Here is a 17532-nt window from a genome sequence, read left to right on the forward strand (position 1 = left end):
CACCCTGCGAGAAAGGGGCAACGATGCCCTCCTGGTCCAGGAAACTCACCCACCTCGCGGCCGTCCTGCTGGCGGCGATGGCGACCGTCACCGCGAACCCCGCCACCGCACCCGCCGCTCCCGGCAGCCCCGCGCTCACCCCGCCGCTCGGCTGGAACAGCTGGAACAGCTTCGGCTGCGGCATCACCGAGGGCCAGGTCCGCCAGGCCGCCGACGCGATGGTGTCGTCGGGCATGCGCGACGCCGGCTACCAGTACGTCGTCGTGGACGACTGCTGGTTCGACCCGCAGCGCGACTCCTCCGGCAACCTGCGGGCGCACCCGTCGAAGTTCCCGAGCGGGATGAAGGCGCTGGGCGACTACGTCCACGCCCGTGGCCTGAAGTTCGGCATCTACCAGGCGCCCAACGAGAAGACGTGCGCGCAGGGCACCGGCGCCCACCCCGGTTCGACGGGGAGCAAGGGCCACGAGGTCCAGGACGCGCGGAGCTTCGCGTCGTGGGGCGTGGACTACCTGAAGTACGACTGGTGCTCTGGCGCCGGCACCCGCGACGAGCAGATCGCCCGGTTCACGATCATGCGCGACGCCCTGCGCGCCACCGGCCGCCCGATCGTCTACAGCATCAACTCCAACAGCTTCCACGCCCCCACCGGCGACAGGTACGACTGGAGCGAGGTCGCCGACCTGTGGCGCACCACCGAGGACCTGTTGGACATCTGGCAGAACGGCAACACCAACAGCTACCCGATGGGCGTGGGCAACGTCGTCGACATCACCGCCCCGCTCGCCGTGCAGGCCGGCCCCGGCCACTGGAACGACCCGGACATGCTCGTTGTCGGTCGCCCCGGCCTCACGCTCACCGAGTCGCGGTCGCACTTCACGCTGTGGTCGCTGATGGCGGCGCCGCTCATGGCGGGCAACGACATCCGCACCATGTCCGCCGACGTCAGCGCGGTCCTGCGCAACCAGCGGCTGATCGCCGTGAACCAGGACGCCCTCGGTGCGGGAGGGCGCCGGGTGCGCGACGACGGTGCCAACGAGGTGTTCGCCAAACCGCTCGCGGACGGCTCGGTCGCGGTCGGCCTGTTCAACCGGGGCGGCAGCACCGCGACCATCGCCACCACGGCCGCCCAGATCGGTCTGTCCGGCACCGGTTTCACGCTGACCGACCTCTGGACCGGTGGCACTTCCAGCACGTCGGGCGCGATCTCCGCGTCCGTTCCCGCGCACGGCGTCACCGCGTTCCGGGTGACCGGCGGCAGCCCGCTGGAGAACACCACCTCCCGGTTGCGCGGAGCCGGGTCGAACCGCTGCCTCGACGTCGAGAACGGGTCGACGGCGGCAGGAGCCGCGGTGGTGATCCAGGACTGCCTCACGCCGGCCTCCCAGCGGTGGACCTCCTGGACGAACGGCGAGGTCCGCGTGTACGGCGACAAGTGCCTCGACGCGTACGACCAGGGCACCGCCAACGGCACGAGGGTCATCGTGTGGCAGTGCAACGGTCAGGCGAACCAGCGCTGGACGCTCGGCACCGACGGGACGCTGCGCAACACGAACGCCGGTCTGTGCCTCGACGTCGAACGGGCCGCGACCGCCAACGGCTCGAAGCTGGTGCTGTGGACCTGCAACGGCCAGACCAACCAGAGGTGGTCACGATCATGAGGTGGGCTCCCGTCGCGGCGGCGGTGTCCGCCCTCACGCTGGTGGCCGCGGGACTCGCGGCGAGCACGACCGCCCAGGCCGCTCCCGGCTGTTCGGTCACCTACACCAGGACCTCCGAGTGGCAGGGCGGCTTCGGCGCGTCCGTGTCCATCACGAACACCGGTGACGCGATCACCGGCTGGACGCTCGAGTGGGCGTACGCCTCCGGCCAGCAGGTCGGGCAGCACTGGAACGCGGTCATCACCCAGAGCGGCGGCGAGGTCAGCGCGCGCAACGCCTCCTACAACGGGTCCCTGCCCTCCGGTGGCAAGGTCGAGTTCGGGTTCAACGCCACGTCCGGTTCCACCAACCCCGACCCGGTGTCGTTCCGCCTCAACGGAACCACCTGCAACGGCGGCACGGAGCCGACCACCACTACCACTACCACCACCACGACGACGACCACCACGACGACGACACCCAGGCCGGCGTCGTTCAGCAACCCGGTGCTGTGGCAGGACTTCGCCGACATCGACATCATCCGCGTGGGCGACGCGTACTACTACTCGGCGTCGACCATGCACTACTCGCCGGGCGCGCCGATCCTGCGTTCCTACGACCTCGTGAACTGGGAGTTCGCCGGACATTCCGTGCCACGGCTGGACTTCGGCTCCAAGTACGACCTCAACGGCAGCAGGGGGTACGTGCGGGGGATCTGGGCGTCGATGTTCAACCACCGCAAGAGCAACAACACCTTCTACTGGGGCGGGTGCGTCGACTTCGCCCAGACCCACATCTACACCGCAGCGGCCGTGGACGGGCAGTGGTCGAAGCTGTCCACGATCAACAAGTGCTATTACGACGCGGGAATGCTGGTCGACGACAACGACACGATGTACGTCGCCTACGGCAACACCACGATCAGCGTCGCGCAGCTGTCGGCGGACGGGAAGTCGGAAGTCCGCTCGCAGCAGGTGTTCCAGACGCCGTCGAACATCGGCACCTTGGAGGGTGCACGGTTCTACAAGCGCAACGGCAGCTACTACATCTGGCTGACCAGGCCCGCGAACGGCCAGTACGTGCTCAAGTCGTCGAGCCCGTGGGGCCCCTACACCGTCCAGCAGGTGCTGCTGAACATGCCCACGCCGATCCAGGGCGGGGGAGTGCCGCACCAGGGCGGCATGGTGCAGACGCAGAACGGCGACTGGTACTACATGGCCTTCGTGGACGCCTATCCCGGCGGCCGCGTGCCGGTGCTCGCGCCGATCACCTGGACCTCCGACGGCTGGCCGCGCATCACCACCGTCAACGGCGGCTGGGGCGCGAACTACCCGATGCCGAACCTGCCGTCGCGCCCGGTGAAACCGATGACCGGCGTGGACACCTTCGATGGCACCGCGCTCAAACCGCAGTGGGAGTGGAACCACAATCCCGACACCACGAAGTACAGCGTCAGCAACGGTCTGCGGCTGTCCACCGCGACCGTCACCAACGACCTGTACAACGCCCGCAACACCCTCACCCACCGAATACAGGGACCGACGTCCACGGCCACCGTCACGCTCGACCTCGCCTCGATGCGCGACGGCGACCGCACCGGTCTGGCGATGCTGCGCGACTCCTCCGCGTGGATCGGGGTCAAGCGCGACAGCGGCCGCAACCGCGTGGTCATGGTCAACGGCCTCACCATGGACAGCAGCTGGAACACCACGGGCACCAGCACGGAGGTCGCCAGCGCGAACCTCACCGGCACCCGGATCTGGCTGCGCGCCAACGCCGACATCCGTCCCGGCAGCGGACGGCAGGCCCGGTTCTCCTACAGCACGGACGGCGTGACCTTCACGTCACTGGGCAGCGGCTTCACGCTGAAGAACGACTGGCAGTTCTTCATGGGCTACCGGTTCGGCATCTTCAACCACGCCACGCAGTCTCTCGGTGGCGCGGTCACGGTTCAACGATTCGAACTCACGACTCCATGACCCCGTTCTCCTGCAACGCGAGTCTCAACGCTCGCAGGCCGTGGAGCAACCGTGCCTTCACGGTGTCCTGCGGCAGCCCCAGCGCCTCGGCGAGCGAGGCGACGGACTCACCGCGGTAGAAGGCCCGCACGACCACCACCCGGTGCTCGTGCTCCAGTGTGGACAGCGCGTCGGCGATCAGCGAGTCGCTTGCGCGCTGTCCACGCGTACCGTTCATGGCGGTTCTCGCTCAGGAACGCAGCGCCGGGGACAGTCGCCCGTCCAGCCGGGAGAGCAGTGCGCGCCGGTCGACCCTGCCGCGCTCGGTGGTCGGCAGCGCGTCGACCGGCACGATCAGCGTGGGCACGCAGTAGTGCGGCAGCCGCTGGGTGACCGTGCGCCTCGCCACCTCCGGCGCCGCGGTGCGGGGACTGATGAACCCGACCAGCCTTCCCTCGTGCACCAGGGTCGTGGCGCGGTCGCAGTCCGCCGCGCCCTCCAGCGCCGCGGTGACCGTGTCCAGGCCGAACCGGTACCCGAGCACCTCGACCTGGTCGGCGGTGCGGCCGTGGTGCTCCAGCTCGCCGTCCGCTGTCCACCTGCCGAGGTCGCGCGTCCAGAACATCAGGTGATCCCCGCCGAGGAACGGATCGGGGCGGTACCGCCGCGCCGTCAGGTCGAGGTCGCCCACGTAGCCGGCGGTCACGCCTGTTCCGCCGACCCACATCTCGCCGATGTCGCCGATGGGGCACGGCCGCAGGTCGTCGTCGAGCACGTAGACGGTCGTGTTCGGCACGGGCCGTCCGATCGTGAGCTGGCCTGTGCCCAGTTCGTGGCGTTGCATGGTGTTGACGACGGTGACCTCGGTGGGACCGCACGCGTGGTAGAGCGTCACACGGCGGGACCACGAGTCCGCCAGCGCCCGCGGGCACCGTTCCCCGGCGACCGCGACCGTGTGGACCCGTTGGCATGCATCAGGGTTCAGGGAGGCCAGTACGCCGGGGGTGGCGATCACGACGTCCACCGAGCCCGCCGTCTGTTCGGCGTCCTCGCCGCGGAGCACGAGCGTGCCGCCGTTCGCGAGCGTGCCGAGCACCTCCCACATCGCCAGGTCGCAGGCGATGTTCGCCAGCTGCGACACCCTGGTCCCCGGCGTGACGCCCAGCGATCCGGGAGCGGTGAGCAGCAGGTTGCACAGGTTGGCGTGGGACACCCGCACACCGCTCGTGCCGGTGAAGATGACGGCGGCGACGTCCGAGTCGGCGGTGATGGTGCGGCAGAAGGTGCTCACCCCGGGCAGCGTGTCGATCACGACGATCGTGGCCAGGTGATCGGGCAGCGCGTCCATGCTCGTGGTGAGCACGACGTCGATGCGCGCGGTCCGGACGACGTGCCGCAGGTGCGCCTCCGAGGTGGTGCTCACGTCCTGGGGCACGTAGGCCGCTCCCGCTTTGAGCACCGCGAGAACTCCCACCACCATGGAGATCGACCGCGTCAGGAACAGTCCCACGTGGTCGCCAGGGCGCACGCCACGACGGACGAGGCACTCGGCCAGCAGACCCGCTCTGGCGTCGAGCTCCGCATACGTGAGGGACTCGCCGAGGTGCTCCACGGCGGTCGCGTCCGGACGCCGCGCGGCGTGCGTCTCGAACGCGTGGTGGACCTGGTCGAACGGTGGGGTGCGGATCGGTCCGGCGCCGAGCGCGTGGAACAGCGCGCGGTCGGCGACGGACAGCTCCCGCAGAGCGGATTCCTGGAACTCGGCTGCCATGACAGGGCCTTTCCACGAGGTGCGCCATCACGTGAACGACACTGGTCTCCCGGAAGTTCTCGCGTTGTCGATTCGGCAGTCGAATCGATTAAGTCCTTGTGCAACAGCGCCTTGCACTACGGTCGATGACCGTTCACCCAGGCGGCTGATCATTGGCCTCCCGGTTTGTCATAGTCGTCTGCGCATATGAGCATCTGTCCTATGACGACTGTCGAGCACGCCCCCGCGGAACTGCACCGCCACACCCACGGCCCCGGCTGCGGCCACGACGCCGTGGTGCACCGCGACCACGTCGACTACCTGCACGACGGACACCTGCACCGCGAACACGTGACCGATCGCGGCGTGCACTACGACGAGTGCGACAAGTGCAGGTGCGCGCACTGCACGGACTCGTGCGCGCAGTGCGACTGTTCGGAATGCGACTGCCCGACCTGCAACCACGCCCAGTGCGCGTGCGACGGGTGTGCTGACTCGTGCGCCAACTGCACGTGTGCGGAGTGCAGCTGCCCCACGTGCAGTCACGCGGCCTGATTCAGTCCGTAGTGGACAGTTGGAAGACCGTCTCCTGGTGGTAGATGTCGCCCGGCCGCAGCACCGTGCTGGGGAAGTCCTGGCGGTTCGGTGAGTCGGGGAAGTGCTGCGCCTCCAGGGCGAAGCCGGCGCCGCGGCCGTACGGGCGGCCGCTGGTGCCGACCAGGTCCTCGGTGAGGAAGTTGCCCGAGTAGAACTGCAGGCCGGGTTCGCTGGTCCACAGGGTCAGCAGGCGCCCGGAGACCGGGTCGCACGCCTGCGCGGCGAAGGAGGCACCGGAGGAGTCCAGCACCCAGTTGTGGTCGTAGCCTCCCGCGATGCGCAGCTGGGGGTGGGCCGCGCGGATGCGGGCGCCGATCGCGGTCGGCAGCCGGAAGTCGAACGGGCTCGCCTCGACCGGCACCGGCGCCCCCACCGGGATCAGGGTCTCGTCGACGGCGCAGAACCGGCTCGCGTTGAGCATCAGCGACTGGCGGTGCACGTCGCCGGTGCCTTCCCCGGCCAGGTTCCAGTAGGTGTGGTTGGTCATGTTGAGGACGGTGGGCGCGTCCGACGTCGCGCGGTAGGTGATGCTCAGGCGGTTGTGCCGGTCGAGCCGGTACGTCACCTGCGCGTCCACCGTGCCGGGGAAACCGCCGTCGCCGTGCGGGCTCACCAGTTCGAGCCGCACGCCCACGCTGTCCGTCTCGTGCAGCTCGGTCGCCGACCACACGCGCGTGTCGAAGCCGGCCGGTCCGCCGTGCAGGCTGTTCGGGCCGTTGTTGAGCGGGAGCTGGTGCTGGACGTCGTCGAGGGTGAAGGTGCCGCGGGCGATCCGGTTGGCGTACCTGCCGATCACGGCGCCGAAGAACACCCTGGTCGCGCCGGGCCGGTTGTTCGCGAGGTACCCGTCGAGCGCGGGGAACCCGAGCACCACGTTCGCGGGGACGCCGTGGCGGTCCGGTGCCTCGAGCGACTGGATCACCCCGCCGTAGTCCAGCACCCGCACGGTGAGCCCGCCCGGCCACGCCAGGACGTACCGGTGGACGTCGGTGTCACCCACCCGGCCGAACAGTTCCCGGCGTAGCTCGGGTTCCCGCTGCGACATCGATCTCCTCGTGTCAGTTGATCAGGGCCCGGCAGTGCTGCGGCCGGATCCGTTGTGGTGCGACGCTCTCCAGGGTCGGCCTGACCGGGACGATGGAGCCGTCGCGGTCGAACCTCATCCTGTCGATCGTGGTCTCGCGGTGCGTGCCGTCCCCGCCGGGGATGGCGAAGCGGTGGTACACGAGGTACCAGTCGTCTGTGCCCGGCACCCGCAGCATCGAGCTGTGCCCGGTGCCCTTGACGCCGAGCCTCAGGTCCTTGGCCAGGATCAGGCCGCGGTTCGTGAACGGGCCGGTGGGGCTGGGCGCGGTCGCGTACGCGACGCGGTAGTCCTCGCTGCGGGTGTCGTCGATCGACCAGCTCAGGTAGTACGTGCCCTTGCGCTCCACCATGAACAGGCCCTCCCGGAAGTCCGTCAGCCCGGTGAGGCGGGTGATCTTGGCCGGGTCGTAGGAGATCATGTCACTGTTGAGCGGAACGACGTAGGCCTCACCGTTGCCCCAGTAGAGATAGGCCTGGCCAGTGGGGTCGACGAAGACCGCCGGGTCGATCGCCTGGCCCCCACCGGTGGGGTTGCGCGCGATCAGGGGCTGACCGGAGTCGACGAACGGGCCGGTCGGGGAATCGCTGACGGCGACGCCGATCTTGGCCTCGGCGCAGAAGTAGAAGTAGTACTTCCCGTCCCGTTCGGCGATCGCCGGCGCCCAGGCGTTGCGGTCCGCCCAGCTCACGCCAGGTCCGAGGTCGAGGACGACACCCTCGTCCTGCCAGTCGACGAGGTTCTTGGACGACCAGGCGGAGAACTTCGTGCCGCTCCAGCCGTCGAACCCGTCCGTGGTCGCGTAGATGTAGTAGGTGTCGCCGAACGTGACGATGTTCGGGTCTGCGTTGAGGCCCGGCAGCACGGGGCTGCGCATCTCGTGCGCCTCGACCGTCCACACCCGACTCTCGCGACCTGAGCGCACGGTGAACTGCCGCGGCTTGCGCAGGTCGACCGGGCCGCTGGGGGTGATGGACGCGCCGGGGGCGAGCCCGAAGCCGAGCTGGACGCGGCGCAGGTCGGTGCCCGGCCGCACGGGGAGCACCACGATGCCGGGTTCGATGACCGCGGGCGCTTTGAGCGAGTTGTACTCGACTGACCGGATCAAGGTCGCGTTGAACGGCAGCGCGGCCACCTCGGTGCCCGCGAGCGCCCGGTTGTAGAGACGGACGTCCTTCATCCTGCCCAGGAACGTCCTGTCGGCCGCGTAGACCGACCTGCCGAGGTAGTTGGCCGCGGTGATGCCGCCACCGATGTCGGACGGCTTGATGGTCGCGGCGTTGCGGGCCACCTCGACGCCGTCGAGGTAGAGCACCTCCACGCCGTTGCCGACGGTCAGCGTCACGTTCTTCCAGACTCCGCGCGGCAGCGCCCGGCCGGAGTTCACGCCCTGCTCGGTGGTCCAGTTGCCGGTGGCGATCGCGCCGCGGTAGGTGTCACCGGTGCTGAACAGGTAACCGTTGCCGACACCGTTCGGCGCGGTGTTGCCGAAGCCGTAGAGGAAGTACGGCGTCTGCTGGCCCGGATCCACCAGCACGTCGGCGGAGATCGTGGCGGCCGGTGCGCCGGTCAGCATGTTGTTCGGCAGCTGGACGTGCCCGCCGCGCAGTGACAGGGAGCCTTCGGAGAACGTGGCGTCGCCGGCGAGCACGCCGTCGTAGCCGTGACCGGTGGCGTCGGCGGCGGAACCCGTGAGCGGCCAGTGCGCGACGAGGCCCTTCGAATCGGCCTTCACCGGTGTCGGGGGAGCGGTGAGCCTGGTCAGCTCGGCCTGGGTCACCGGGAGCACCGTGCCGTGGCGCGGGGAGGCGGGCAGGCGGGCACCCGTGGACATCGTCCACTTCCCGGAGGCGAGGTCGGTCGTCTCGAACGGCACGTAACCGCGGCCGCCGTACTCGTCGATGAACAGGTACCACTTGTTCTCGGTGTTGGACTTGAACCCTGTCGGGCCCTCGCCGGCGCTCAGCCCCGGGCTGGTCGGGGTGGCCTTGCCGATGCACTCGGCGACGAAGCTGTAGTTCGGGTTCAGCAGGTCCGTCGACTTCTCCGCGGTGATGTACTTGCTGCACGGCGAACTCGACGAGTTGTTCCGCTCGTCCTTGGTGTAGCGGTAGTAGGTGCCGCCGTGCTCGATGACCGTCGAGTCGATCACCGAGTAACCGGGGTCGATCCACACCTTCGCGGGGCTGAACGTCACGAAGTCGCGCGTGGTCGCGTACATCATCCGGTTGTAGCTGTTGCCGGTGTGGCCGGGATCGGTCTCCGCGTAGAGCTTCGACGCCCAGTAGACGACGTAGGTGCCGCGCTGGGCGTCCCAGAACGCCTCCGGCGCCCAGGTGTTGCCCGCGGTCGGTGGCGAGACCTGGACGCTGCGCTGACGTGACCAGTTCCGCAGGTCCGTCGACTCCCAGACCATGATCGAACGGCTGCCGCTGCGCTGCGCCGCGTCCCAGCCACGCCCGCCGTTGATCTTCAGGTCGGTGGCCAGCAGGTAGAACCTGTCCCCCTCGGGGGAGCGCAGGATGAACGGGTCGCGCACGCCCAGCTCACCGAGGCTGGACTTCAGGATCGGCTGGCCGTTGTTGACCTCGGAGAAGTCCAGCGGGTTGTCGCCGTTGCTGGCGGCGGCGTAGATCTGCTCGCCGATCGGGCTGCTCTCGCCGGTGAAGTAGAAGAAGCCGTAGCCCGCCAGGGGTTCCGCGACGGGCAACGGGAGCACGGTCGCGGTGAGCGCACGGGTCGTGCTCTGCTGCCCGAGGCTCACCTTGGCCGTGAGCACGACCTTGGCCGGTCTGCCGCCCGCGGGAGGGCGGCTGACCTCACCGGTCGCGGTGATCACCTTGCTGTTGGCCGACTTCCACGTGATGGTCGTGCCGTTCTCGCCGGCGGTGGGCAGGGTGAGGTGTCCGCGGACGTCGTCGATGTTCGGGACGGACAACGCTTTCGCCGCTGTCCGCACGAGCGGTTCGGCGGCGGCCGGCGTGACGGGGAGCAGGGCGGCCGCCACGGCCACGACGACTCCGAAATGGCGCAGGGAGGACAACATCGTTGTTGTTCGCCTTCCGGGGATGGAGATCTCAGGCGCGTCGCTTGGTCCACACGTCGTAGGCGACCGCCGCGAGCAGGACGAGACCCTTCACGAGCATCACGCGTTCACTGGGTGCGCCGATCAGCGACATACCGTTGTTGATCACGCCCATGATCAGGCCGCCGGTGATGGCGCCGACCACCTTGCCGACACCGCCCTGCACCGCCGCGCCGCCGATGAACGCGGCCGCGATGGCGTCGAGCTCGAACGACATGCCCGCCGTCGGCCCGGCCTGGTTGAGCCGGCCGGCGAAGATCACGCCGGCGAGCCCCGCCAGCGCGCCCATGTTGACGAACACCCAGAACGTGACGGCCTTGACCTTCACGCCGGACAGCGTGGCGGCCTGCAGGTTGCCGCCGATCGAGTAGATGTGCCGTCCGAACACGGAGTTGCCCGCCAGCAGCGAGTAGCCGAGCGTGAGCGCCGCGAGCAGCACCAGCACCCAGGGCAGGTTGCGGAACCGGGCGAGCTGCACGACGACCGCCATCAGGACGACGGCCACGCCCGCGATCTTGAGCACGAACACCGGCATCGGGTCGACGGTCTGGCCGTAGCCGAGCCGCGCAGACCGCTTGCGCCACTGCGACAACGCGAAACCCGCCACGCAGGCGATCCCGGCGAGAAGGCTCACCAGGTCCGCGCCGCCCAGCGGCCCGAGACCGACGTTGCCGAGGTAGCCGCCGGTGAACCCGTTGGCGAGCGCCCGGATCTCGTTCGGGAACGGGCCGATGCCCTGGTTGCCCAGTGTGGTCATCGTGAGCGCCCGGAACACCAGCATGCCGGCCAGCGTGACGATGAACGCGGGGATCCCGAAGTACGCGATCCAGTACCCCTGCGCCGCTCCGATGAGCGCGCCTGCCAGCAGCGTCAGCAGCACCGCGACGGGCCACGGCAGTCCCCATTGGACGGTCAGCACCGCGCAGACCGCCCCGGTGAGCGCCACCGTGGAGCCGACCGAGAGGTCGATGTGCCCGCCGATGATCACCAGGATCATGCCGATCGCGAGGATCAGCACGTACGAGTTCTGCACGATGATGTTCGAGATGTTCTGCGGTTGCAGCAGGTCGCCACCGGTCAGCACCGTGAACAGCACGACGATCAACGCGAACGCGACGTAGATGCCGGACTGCCGCAGGTTGATCGAGAACCGCCGGGACTGTGCCGGGGGCGAGGTGGCCGGGGCGGGCGCGGTCTTCGTGGTCATGAACTTTGTCCTCGCGTCATGTACTGCATCAGGCGTTCCTGCGTGGCCGTCTCGCGGCTCACCTCACCGGTGATGCGGCCCTCCGACAGCGCGTACACGCGGTCGCACAGGCCGATGAGCTCCGGCAGCTCGGAGGAGATCACCAGGACCGCGCGGCCCTGGGCGGCGAGGTCGTTGATGATCGAGTAGATCTCGTACTTGGCGCCGACGTCGATGCCTCGGGTCGGTTCGTCGAGGATCAGCACGTCCGGGTCGGTGAACATCCACTTCGCCAGCACGACCTTCTGCTGGTTGCCGCCGGACAGCGTGCCCGTCGGCGTCGCGACGCTGCGCGTCTTGATGCCCATCGACCTGCGGAACCTCTCCGCGACCGAGTTCTCCTCGTTCTCGTTCACCCAGCCGCGGTTCGCGAGCTTGTCCAGCGCGGCGGCGGAGACGTTGCGCTGCACGTTCTCGATCAGGTTGAGCCCGTAGCGCTTGCGGTCCTCGCTCACGTACGCGAGCCCGTGGTCGATGGCGGAGCGCACGGTGCGCGTGTCGATCTCCCGGCCGTCCTTGACGACCCGCCCGGAGATGCCGACGCCGTAGGAACGGCCGAACACGCTCATGGCGAGCTCTGTGCGGCCGGCGCCCATCAGGCCGGCGAGACCGACGATCTCCCCGCGTCGCAACGACAACGTGGCGTTGTCGACGACAACGCGGTCCGGCTGGGCGGGGCTGTGCACCGTCCAGTCCTCGATGCGCAGCACCTCCTCGCCGATGTCGGGGGTGCGCGGCGGGAACCGGTCGTCGAGGTCGCGGCCGACCATGCCGGCGATGATGCGGTCCTCGCTGAGCCCTTCGGCCGGCAACGTCTCGATCGTCCTGCCGTCGCGCAGCACCGTGACGGTGTCGGCGATCCTCGTGACCTCGCCCAGCTTGTGGGAGATGATCACCGAGGTGATGCCCTCGTCCCGCAGGCCCTCGAGCAGGTCCAGCAGGTGCTGGGAGTCGTCGTCGTTCAGCGCCGCCGTCGGCTCGTCCAGGATCAGGAGGCTGACCTCCTTGGACAGCGCCTTGGCGATCTCGACGAGCTGCTGCTTGCCGACGCCGAGGTCGTTCACCGGGGCCGTCGGGTTCGCCTGCAGGCCCACGCGGTCGAGCAGCGCCTGGGCCTCGTGGTTGGTGCGGTTCCAGTCGATGAACCCGCGCCGGGACCTCTCGTTGCCCAGGAACAGGTTCTCCGCCACGGAGAGCTGGCCGCACAGCGCCAGCTCCTGGTGGATGATCACGATGCCGCGCCGTTCACTGTCGCGGATGCCGTCGAACGCGCACGGCTGGCCCTCGAACAGGATCTCGCCCTCGTACGTGCCGTGGGGGTGGACCCCGGACAGCACCTTCATCAGCGTGGACTTGCCCGCGCCGTTCTCGCCGCAGATCGCGTGGATCTCACCGCGCCGCACGGTCAAGGAGACCTCGTGCAGCGCGGTGACACCCGCGAACCTCTTGGTGATCCCGCGCATCACCAGGACGTCGTCGGACACCGGATCTACCTGATCTGGTCGGCGGTGTAGTAGCCGGAGTCGACCAGTTCCTTCTGGTAGTTCGCCTTGTCCACCGGCACCGGCTGGAGCAGGAACGACGGCACGACCTTGACGCCGTTGTTGTAGTCCGTGGTGTTGTTGACCTCCGGCTTGGAGCCCTTGAGCACCGAGTCGGCCATCTTCGACGCGACGTCGGTGAGCTGGCGGAGGTCCTTGAAGATCGTGGAGTACTGCTCACCGGCGATGATCGACTTCACCGAGGCGACCTGGGCGTCCTGACCGGTCACGACCGGGAGCGCCTGGCCGTTCGTGCCGTAGCCGTTGCTCCTGAGCGCGGAGATGATGCCGATCGAGATGCCGTCGAAGGGGGACAGGACCCCGTCGACCTTGGCGCTGCCGTAGGTCGAGGTGAGCAGGTCCTCCATGCGCTTCTGCGCGGTGGCGGGGTCCCAGCGCAGGATCGCGACGGTGTTGAAGTCCTTCTGGCCGGACTTCACGACGAGCTTGCCCTGGTCGATCAGCGGCTGAAGGACGGACATCGCGCCGTTGAAGAAGAACGTCGCGTTGTTGTCGTCGGACGACCCGGCGAACAACTCGATGTTGAACGGGCCCTCGCCCTTCGTCTTCAACCCGGCCAGCAGCGAGTTCGCCTGCTGCACGCCGACCTTGAAGTTGTCGAACGTCGCGTAGTAGTCGACGTTCGGGGTGTTGAGGAGCAGACGGTCGTAGGAGATCACCGGGATCTTCGCGTCGGCGGCCTGCTGCAGCTGCGAGCTGAGCGACTTGCCGTCGATCGAGGCGACGATCAGCAGCTTGACGCCCTTGGTGATCTGGTTCTCGATCTGGTTGGCCTGGGTGGGGATGCTGTCTTCCGCGTACTGCAGGTCGACCTTGTACCCCTTGCCCTCCAGGGACTTCTTGAGGCTGTCGCCGTCGCGGACCCACCGCTCGGACGACCGTGTCGGCATGGTGACACCCACCAGCGCGCCCTCGCCGGAGGTGGTCTGCTGGTCGACCGTCTTCTGCGCCGGACCACAGGCGGCGAGGGTGACGGCGAGTGCGGTGGTGGCCGCGATCCTGGCAAGCCTCATTGCTTCTCCTCGATGTCACCGACAGGCAACAGTGCTGTAGGCGGCGAGTGTTATCGCTAACAACTGGCCCGTCAAGTTTCATCTGGATAACAGCAGGTAGTTCCTGTTAGCGCTCACAGGTGCCGGTCGTCAAGCGCGGTGGGGCCCACCGCATTCGCGGAGCCGGTCTGGGCCGAACGGGTCAGCGACCGCGCGGGCGGGAAACGCCGTGCGGAACGCCCGAGGTGAGCGCGCCGCTGCTCCAGCGGATCCGCGCGGAGGAGGGACTCGCCGCCGAGGACACGTGGCTCTGTCCGAGGCCGCCGCGACCGCTGACCAGGGGGCCGCTCGCGGGCCACGCCCTGCTGTTCTCGGAGTCGGTCCAGCGGTGCTGGGAACGGCGCGGCAGTCCTGACCGGATCATCCTGATCGGCCACGGCTTCGGTGGTCTGCCGGCGTTCACCGCGCCGGTGCCGCTCGGGTCGATGGTGGTGTAGACGCAGAACGCCCGCCGTCACCGCGGTGACGACGGGCGCATCCCTGGTGCGGTCAGGCGATCTTGCAGGTCTTCCCGTTGACGGTGAAGGCGGTCGGGTCCGTTCCGGTGCCCGAGCCGTTGAATCCGATGTGGACGGAGCTGCCGGGCTCGACCCGGCCGTTCCACGGCATGCTGGCCGCCGTCACGTCCCGCCCGGTCTGGCTCCACGTGGCCGACCACCCGGAGGTGACCTTCTGGGTGCCGGGGAACGCGAACCCGAGCTTCCACGACGTCCACGCGGTCTTGCCGGTGTTGGTGATCTTCACCTGTGCCGACAGGCCGTCGGGCCACCGGCCCGCGGTGAAGCCGACCTCGCAGTCCGGCTTCGGCGCGGTGGTACCGGACTTCTCGGCCGCCCAGCCCGAAACCCAGGCGAGCGCGGAGTTCCAGTTCACCGCCACCTCGTTGACCGAGTACGCGCCGATGTCGTCCACCCAGCACTTCTGCTGCGGGCAGCCGGCGAGCAGCCGTTGCGCCACCGGGTCCTGCAGGGCGCTGTTCGGGCCGCCGGACAACGAACCCGGCGGTGCGATCGGCAGGGTCGGGTCGTTCTGGTTGGCCCAGAACCGGTGGTGCGCGTTGCGCATCGCCTGGTCGCCGTAGCCCGCCACGTACGAGGTGCTCAGCGGGTTGCGGCCGAGGACGTAGTGCAGCGCCTCGAACACGCCGTCGCGGTACTTGGCGGCACCGGTGAAGTCGTGGGCGAGCGCGAGCACCTGGGCGTTGTTGAGGACCGCGGAGTTCGAGCCCCAGACGTACCCGTCCGTGCTGTTGTCGTACGGCGCGGCGTAGCCCATCGAGGCCATGGCGGTCAGGTGCTGGTCCGCGACGGTGGCGAACGCCGACTTGATCGCCGTGACGTCCGCAGCCGGCAGGCCGTTGGGGGCGAGGGCGAGCGTGATGTCACCCAGCGGCGCGGTGCCGCCCCAGTAGAAGCCCGCCCTGGTCAGGCCTGCTGCCTTGTAGTGCGGCGAGCCGGTCACGTCGGTCCGGTAGGCGTTGTCGCCGGTGGTGGCGTACAGCTCCGAGGCGGCCCAGTAGAACTCGTCGCTGACGGTGCTGTCGCTGTAGGCGCCACCGCCGGTGCCGTCGTTCGGGTCGGCGAGCTTGGCCGGGTTGGCCTTGGCCGCCGCGTAGGCCTTGCGGGCCGCCGTGAGCAACGTCGCGGAGTACGTGGCGTCGATGCCCTTCCACAGCCGGGACGCCTGCGCGGCGACGGCGGCGAGGTTCAGCGTGGCGGCGGTGCTGGTCGCGGACAGGCGGCGCGGCTGGTCGTCCAGTTCCGGCCTGGTCGGCAGGGCCGTCCAGTTCGCGTCGTGGATCTTGTGGTGCGCCATGCCGTCCGGTGCCTGCATCTTCAGCAGGAAGTCGACCTCCCAGCGCGCCTCGTCGAGGAGGTCCGGCACGCCGTTGGACTTCTCCGGGATGGCGAGGGTGCCGTCGCGGAACGCGGACGCGTCGCCGACGCGGGTGGCCCGCTCGTAGGAGTTGAGCAGCTGCCAGGCCGCGATGCCGCCGTTGACCACGTACTTGCCGTGATCGCCCGCGTCGTACCAGCCGCCGCGCACGTCGAGCGTGTAGCCGCACGCGAGGTCGGCACGGCACGGCACGTTGTTGTCACCCTGGTTGGGCGCGACGTTGACGTGACCGGCGGGTCGCGCGTACTCGGCGCCGACGTACTGCGCGTCGATCGGGGTTCCGCTGCGCTGGTGGTAGAAGAACGCGAGCGAGTCGTAGCGCAGCCGCTTGACCGCGTCCGCGGAGATGTCGAACGGGAAGCTGCTGTCCTCGCCGACGGACAGCGTGTAGCCGGTGCCCGCCGTGTCGAACGACGAGAAGTCGATCTGGTGCACCGGGTCGCCGGACGTGGCGTCCGCGCCCTTGGGCGTGCTCTGACCGGTGGCCACCGCCGTGCCCGCAGAGTTCTTGAGCGTCCACGTCTGCGGCGTCGTCGCCGCGGAGACGAGGGTCGCGCGCTTGGGCAGGCCCGGCACGTACCCGACCAGGTCGACCTGGACCTTCTTGGCGGGGTTGGGGTTGACGCCACCGGGCGGCTTCACGCCGCCGATCACCGAGACGTTGTCCACGCAGATCGTGTTGTCGGCGGGCTGGCCGCCCAGCTGGAACGCGACCTGGCCGTTGCCGGCGTCCGGGAAGTCCAGTGTGGACGTGAAGGTGAACGTGAAGCGCTGCTTGGTCTGGGAGAGCGTGAACTGCTGGCTCGCGATCCCGCGGTACGGGCTCACGCTCTCGCCCGCGGCGGCCGTGATCGGCTGCGCCGTCGTGGCGTGCGCGTCGAACGAGAAGGTGTAGGACTGGCCGTTCTCGAACGGGACGCCGTTCTGGCCGATCAGGGCGTCCCACGGGTTCGTGGTGCCGCCGGTGACCGCCGCGCACAGCTCGCCGCCGGTGACCCGGTTGGTCACGCCGGCGCCGCTCCACCAGGGATCGGCGGCGCCGCTGTCGAACGTGCCGTTGAGCACGCGTTCGTAGTCCGCCGCAGCGGCGCCTGCGGGCTGGAGCGAGCTCGCTGTGAGCACCGCGAGCAGGGTCGCGGCGAACAGACGTGGGGGTGACGATCGCATGCTGTGAGGTTCTCCGTCCTCGTCGACGGTCTGGGAGCGCTCCCAGACCGTAGGCCGAGTCCGGCGACGGCTACAAGCCCCGTTCGGTCACCGGTCGCCTTCGACGGTCGATTCGACTCGAACCGCGGGGATGTGCCCGTTCAATCCACTGTGGACGATCGTGGCCCTGTCAGCGCATCGTGACGGCGCGCCAGTGCGCCGAGTCCTCCTGCGTGCCGGGGCGGTTCTCCTGGTACCAGGCCATGATGCGCCGCCGTCCCGCGTCCGTGATGTGGTAACCGAGGTGGTCGCCGACCGGTGCCCAGAGCAGCTCGCTCTCGAGGGCGTGCTCGATGGCGTCGCGGCGGCACATGCTCTGCAGCAGCCACGGCCACACCATTCCCTGCGCGGTCATCCACAGCACGCGCAGCACCGCTGTCTCCGGAAGTTCCGGATCGTCCTGCGGTGACTCGTCGAAGAACCGGCCTGCCTGCATCCGCAACCCCCCGCTCGTCC

Annotated in this window: 13 protein-coding genes; 4 read left to right on the forward strand and 9 right to left on the reverse strand. The window is 69.1% G+C overall.

Features of this window, described 5'->3' with window-relative positions:
* The first annotated feature begins 23 nt into the window (after positions 1–23).
* Together ACSHWB_RS32200 and ACSHWB_RS32205 are read left to right on the forward strand one after the other, a co-directional pair.
* Positions 24–1661 (forward strand): glycoside hydrolase family 27 protein, encoded by a 1638-nt coding sequence (locus ACSHWB_RS32200; protein ID WP_439657039.1) that lies wholly within the window; start codon positions 24–26, stop codon positions 1659–1661.
* Complete coding sequence (locus ACSHWB_RS32205) at positions 1658–3619, forward strand: family 43 glycosylhydrolase (RefSeq protein ID WP_439657040.1); 1962 nt, start codon at positions 1658–1660, stop codon at positions 3617–3619. The genes ACSHWB_RS32200 and ACSHWB_RS32205 overlap by 4 nt, the downstream gene beginning before the upstream one ends.
* Here the strand turns inward: ACSHWB_RS32205 and ACSHWB_RS32210 are convergent.
* Positions 3606–3836, reverse strand: a complete 231-nt coding sequence (locus tag ACSHWB_RS32210; RefSeq protein WP_439657041.1) for a sigma factor-like helix-turn-helix DNA-binding protein — start codon at positions 3834–3836, stop codon at positions 3606–3608. The genes ACSHWB_RS32205 and ACSHWB_RS32210 overlap by 14 nt on opposite strands.
* Before the next feature lie 12 nt (positions 3837–3848).
* The gene (locus tag ACSHWB_RS32215) at positions 3849–5369 is read right to left on the reverse strand and encodes an AMP-binding protein (protein WP_439657042.1); all 1521 of its coding nucleotides are present in this window, start codon (positions 5367–5369) and stop codon (positions 3849–3851) included.
* A gap of 201 nt (positions 5370–5570) precedes the next feature.
* On the opposite strand from ACSHWB_RS32215, the gene ACSHWB_RS32220 reads away from it, so the two are divergent.
* Positions 5571–5903, forward strand: a complete 333-nt coding sequence (locus tag ACSHWB_RS32220) for a hypothetical protein (RefSeq protein WP_319974688.1) — start codon at positions 5571–5573, stop codon at positions 5901–5903.
* Position 5904: 1 nt separating this feature from the next.
* Here the strand turns inward: ACSHWB_RS32220 and ACSHWB_RS32225 are convergent, their stop codons facing one another.
* Genes ACSHWB_RS32225 through chvE form a run of 5 tightly spaced genes read right to left on the reverse strand, consistent with a single transcriptional unit; the run spans position 5905 to position 13935 of the window.
* Entirely contained in the window at positions 5905–6990 is a 1086-nt protein-coding gene (locus tag ACSHWB_RS32225) for an aldose epimerase family protein (protein ID WP_439657043.1), read from the reverse strand.
* Positions 6991–7003: 13 nt separating this feature from the next.
* Positions 7004–10075, reverse strand: a complete 3072-nt coding sequence (locus ACSHWB_RS32230; protein ID WP_439657044.1) for a family 43 glycosylhydrolase — start codon at positions 10073–10075, stop codon at positions 7004–7006.
* 31 nt (positions 10076–10106) lie between these two features.
* Entirely contained in the window at positions 10107–11321 is a 1215-nt protein-coding gene (gene mmsB, locus ACSHWB_RS32235; RefSeq protein ID WP_439657045.1) for a multiple monosaccharide ABC transporter permease, read from the reverse strand.
* Entirely contained in the window at positions 11318–12823 is a 1506-nt protein-coding gene (gene mmsA / locus ACSHWB_RS32240) for a multiple monosaccharide ABC transporter ATP-binding protein (protein ID WP_439664709.1), read from the reverse strand. The genes mmsB and mmsA overlap by 4 nt, the downstream gene beginning before the upstream one ends.
* Before the next feature lie 26 nt (positions 12824–12849).
* Entirely contained in the window at positions 12850–13935 is a 1086-nt protein-coding gene (chvE, locus tag ACSHWB_RS32245) for a multiple monosaccharide ABC transporter substrate-binding protein (protein WP_439657046.1), read from the reverse strand.
* A gap of 224 nt (positions 13936–14159) precedes the next feature.
* Here chvE and ACSHWB_RS32250 point away from each other — a divergent pair, with 224 nt between their 5' ends.
* The gene (locus ACSHWB_RS32250) at positions 14160–14411 is read left to right on the forward strand and encodes a hypothetical protein (protein WP_439657047.1); all 252 of its coding nucleotides are present in this window, start codon (positions 14160–14162) and stop codon (positions 14409–14411) included.
* A gap of 52 nt (positions 14412–14463) precedes the next feature.
* Here ACSHWB_RS32250 and ACSHWB_RS32255 read toward each other — a convergent pair whose 3' ends face one another.
* On the reverse strand, positions 14464–17037 hold the full coding sequence (locus tag ACSHWB_RS32255; RefSeq protein ID WP_439657048.1) for a glycoside hydrolase family 9 protein: 2574 nt from the start codon (positions 17035–17037) through the stop codon (positions 14464–14466).
* Positions 17038–17206: 169 nt separating this feature from the next.
* A complete protein-coding gene (locus tag ACSHWB_RS32260; protein ID WP_439657049.1) occupies positions 17207–17512 on the reverse strand; it encodes a hypothetical protein in 306 nt (101 codons plus the stop codon).
* Between the last annotated feature and the right edge of the window lie 20 nt (positions 17513–17532).

Origin of the sequence: Lentzea sp. HUAS TT2 (assembly GCF_051853195.1) — a bacterium.
GTDB lineage: Bacteria > Actinomycetota > Actinomycetes > Mycobacteriales > Pseudonocardiaceae > Lentzea.

What these genes read in the sequence shown, in the direction of transcription:
- chvE (WP_439657046.1), bottom strand. Translation starts at nt 13,935, where the DNA reads ATGAGGCTTGCCAGGATCGCGGCCACCACCGCACTCGCCGTCACCCTC.
- ACSHWB_RS32230 (WP_439657044.1), bottom strand. Translation starts at nt 10,075, where the DNA reads ATGTTGTCCTCCCTGCGCCATTTCGGAGTCGTCGTGGCCGTGGCGGCC.
- ACSHWB_RS32210 (WP_439657041.1), bottom strand. Translation starts at nt 3,836, where the DNA reads ATGAACGGTACGCGTGGACAGCGCGCAAGCGACTCGCTGATCGCCGAC.
- ACSHWB_RS32220 (WP_319974688.1), top strand. Translation starts at nt 5,571, where the DNA reads ATGACGACTGTCGAGCACGCCCCCGCGGAACTGCACCGCCACACCCAC.
- ACSHWB_RS32215 (WP_439657042.1), bottom strand. Translation starts at nt 5,369, where the DNA reads ATGGCAGCCGAGTTCCAGGAATCCGCTCTGCGGGAGCTGTCCGTCGCC.
- ACSHWB_RS32205 (WP_439657040.1), top strand. Translation starts at nt 1,658, where the DNA reads ATGAGGTGGGCTCCCGTCGCGGCGGCGGTGTCCGCCCTCACGCTGGTG.
- ACSHWB_RS32255 (WP_439657048.1), bottom strand. Translation starts at nt 17,037, where the DNA reads ATGCGATCGTCACCCCCACGTCTGTTCGCCGCGACCCTGCTCGCGGTG.
- mmsB (WP_439657045.1), bottom strand. Translation starts at nt 11,321, where the DNA reads ATGACCACGAAGACCGCGCCCGCCCCGGCCACCTCGCCCCCGGCACAG.
- ACSHWB_RS32225 (WP_439657043.1), bottom strand. Translation starts at nt 6,990, where the DNA reads ATGTCGCAGCGGGAACCCGAGCTACGCCGGGAACTGTTCGGCCGGGTG.
- ACSHWB_RS32260 (WP_439657049.1), bottom strand. Translation starts at nt 17,512, where the DNA reads ATGCAGGCAGGCCGGTTCTTCGACGAGTCACCGCAGGACGATCCGGAA.
- ACSHWB_RS32200 (WP_439657039.1), top strand. Translation starts at nt 24, where the DNA reads ATGCCCTCCTGGTCCAGGAAACTCACCCACCTCGCGGCCGTCCTGCTG.
- mmsA (WP_439664709.1), bottom strand. Translation starts at nt 12,823, where the DNA reads ATGCGCGGGATCACCAAGAGGTTCGCGGGTGTCACCGCGCTGCACGAG.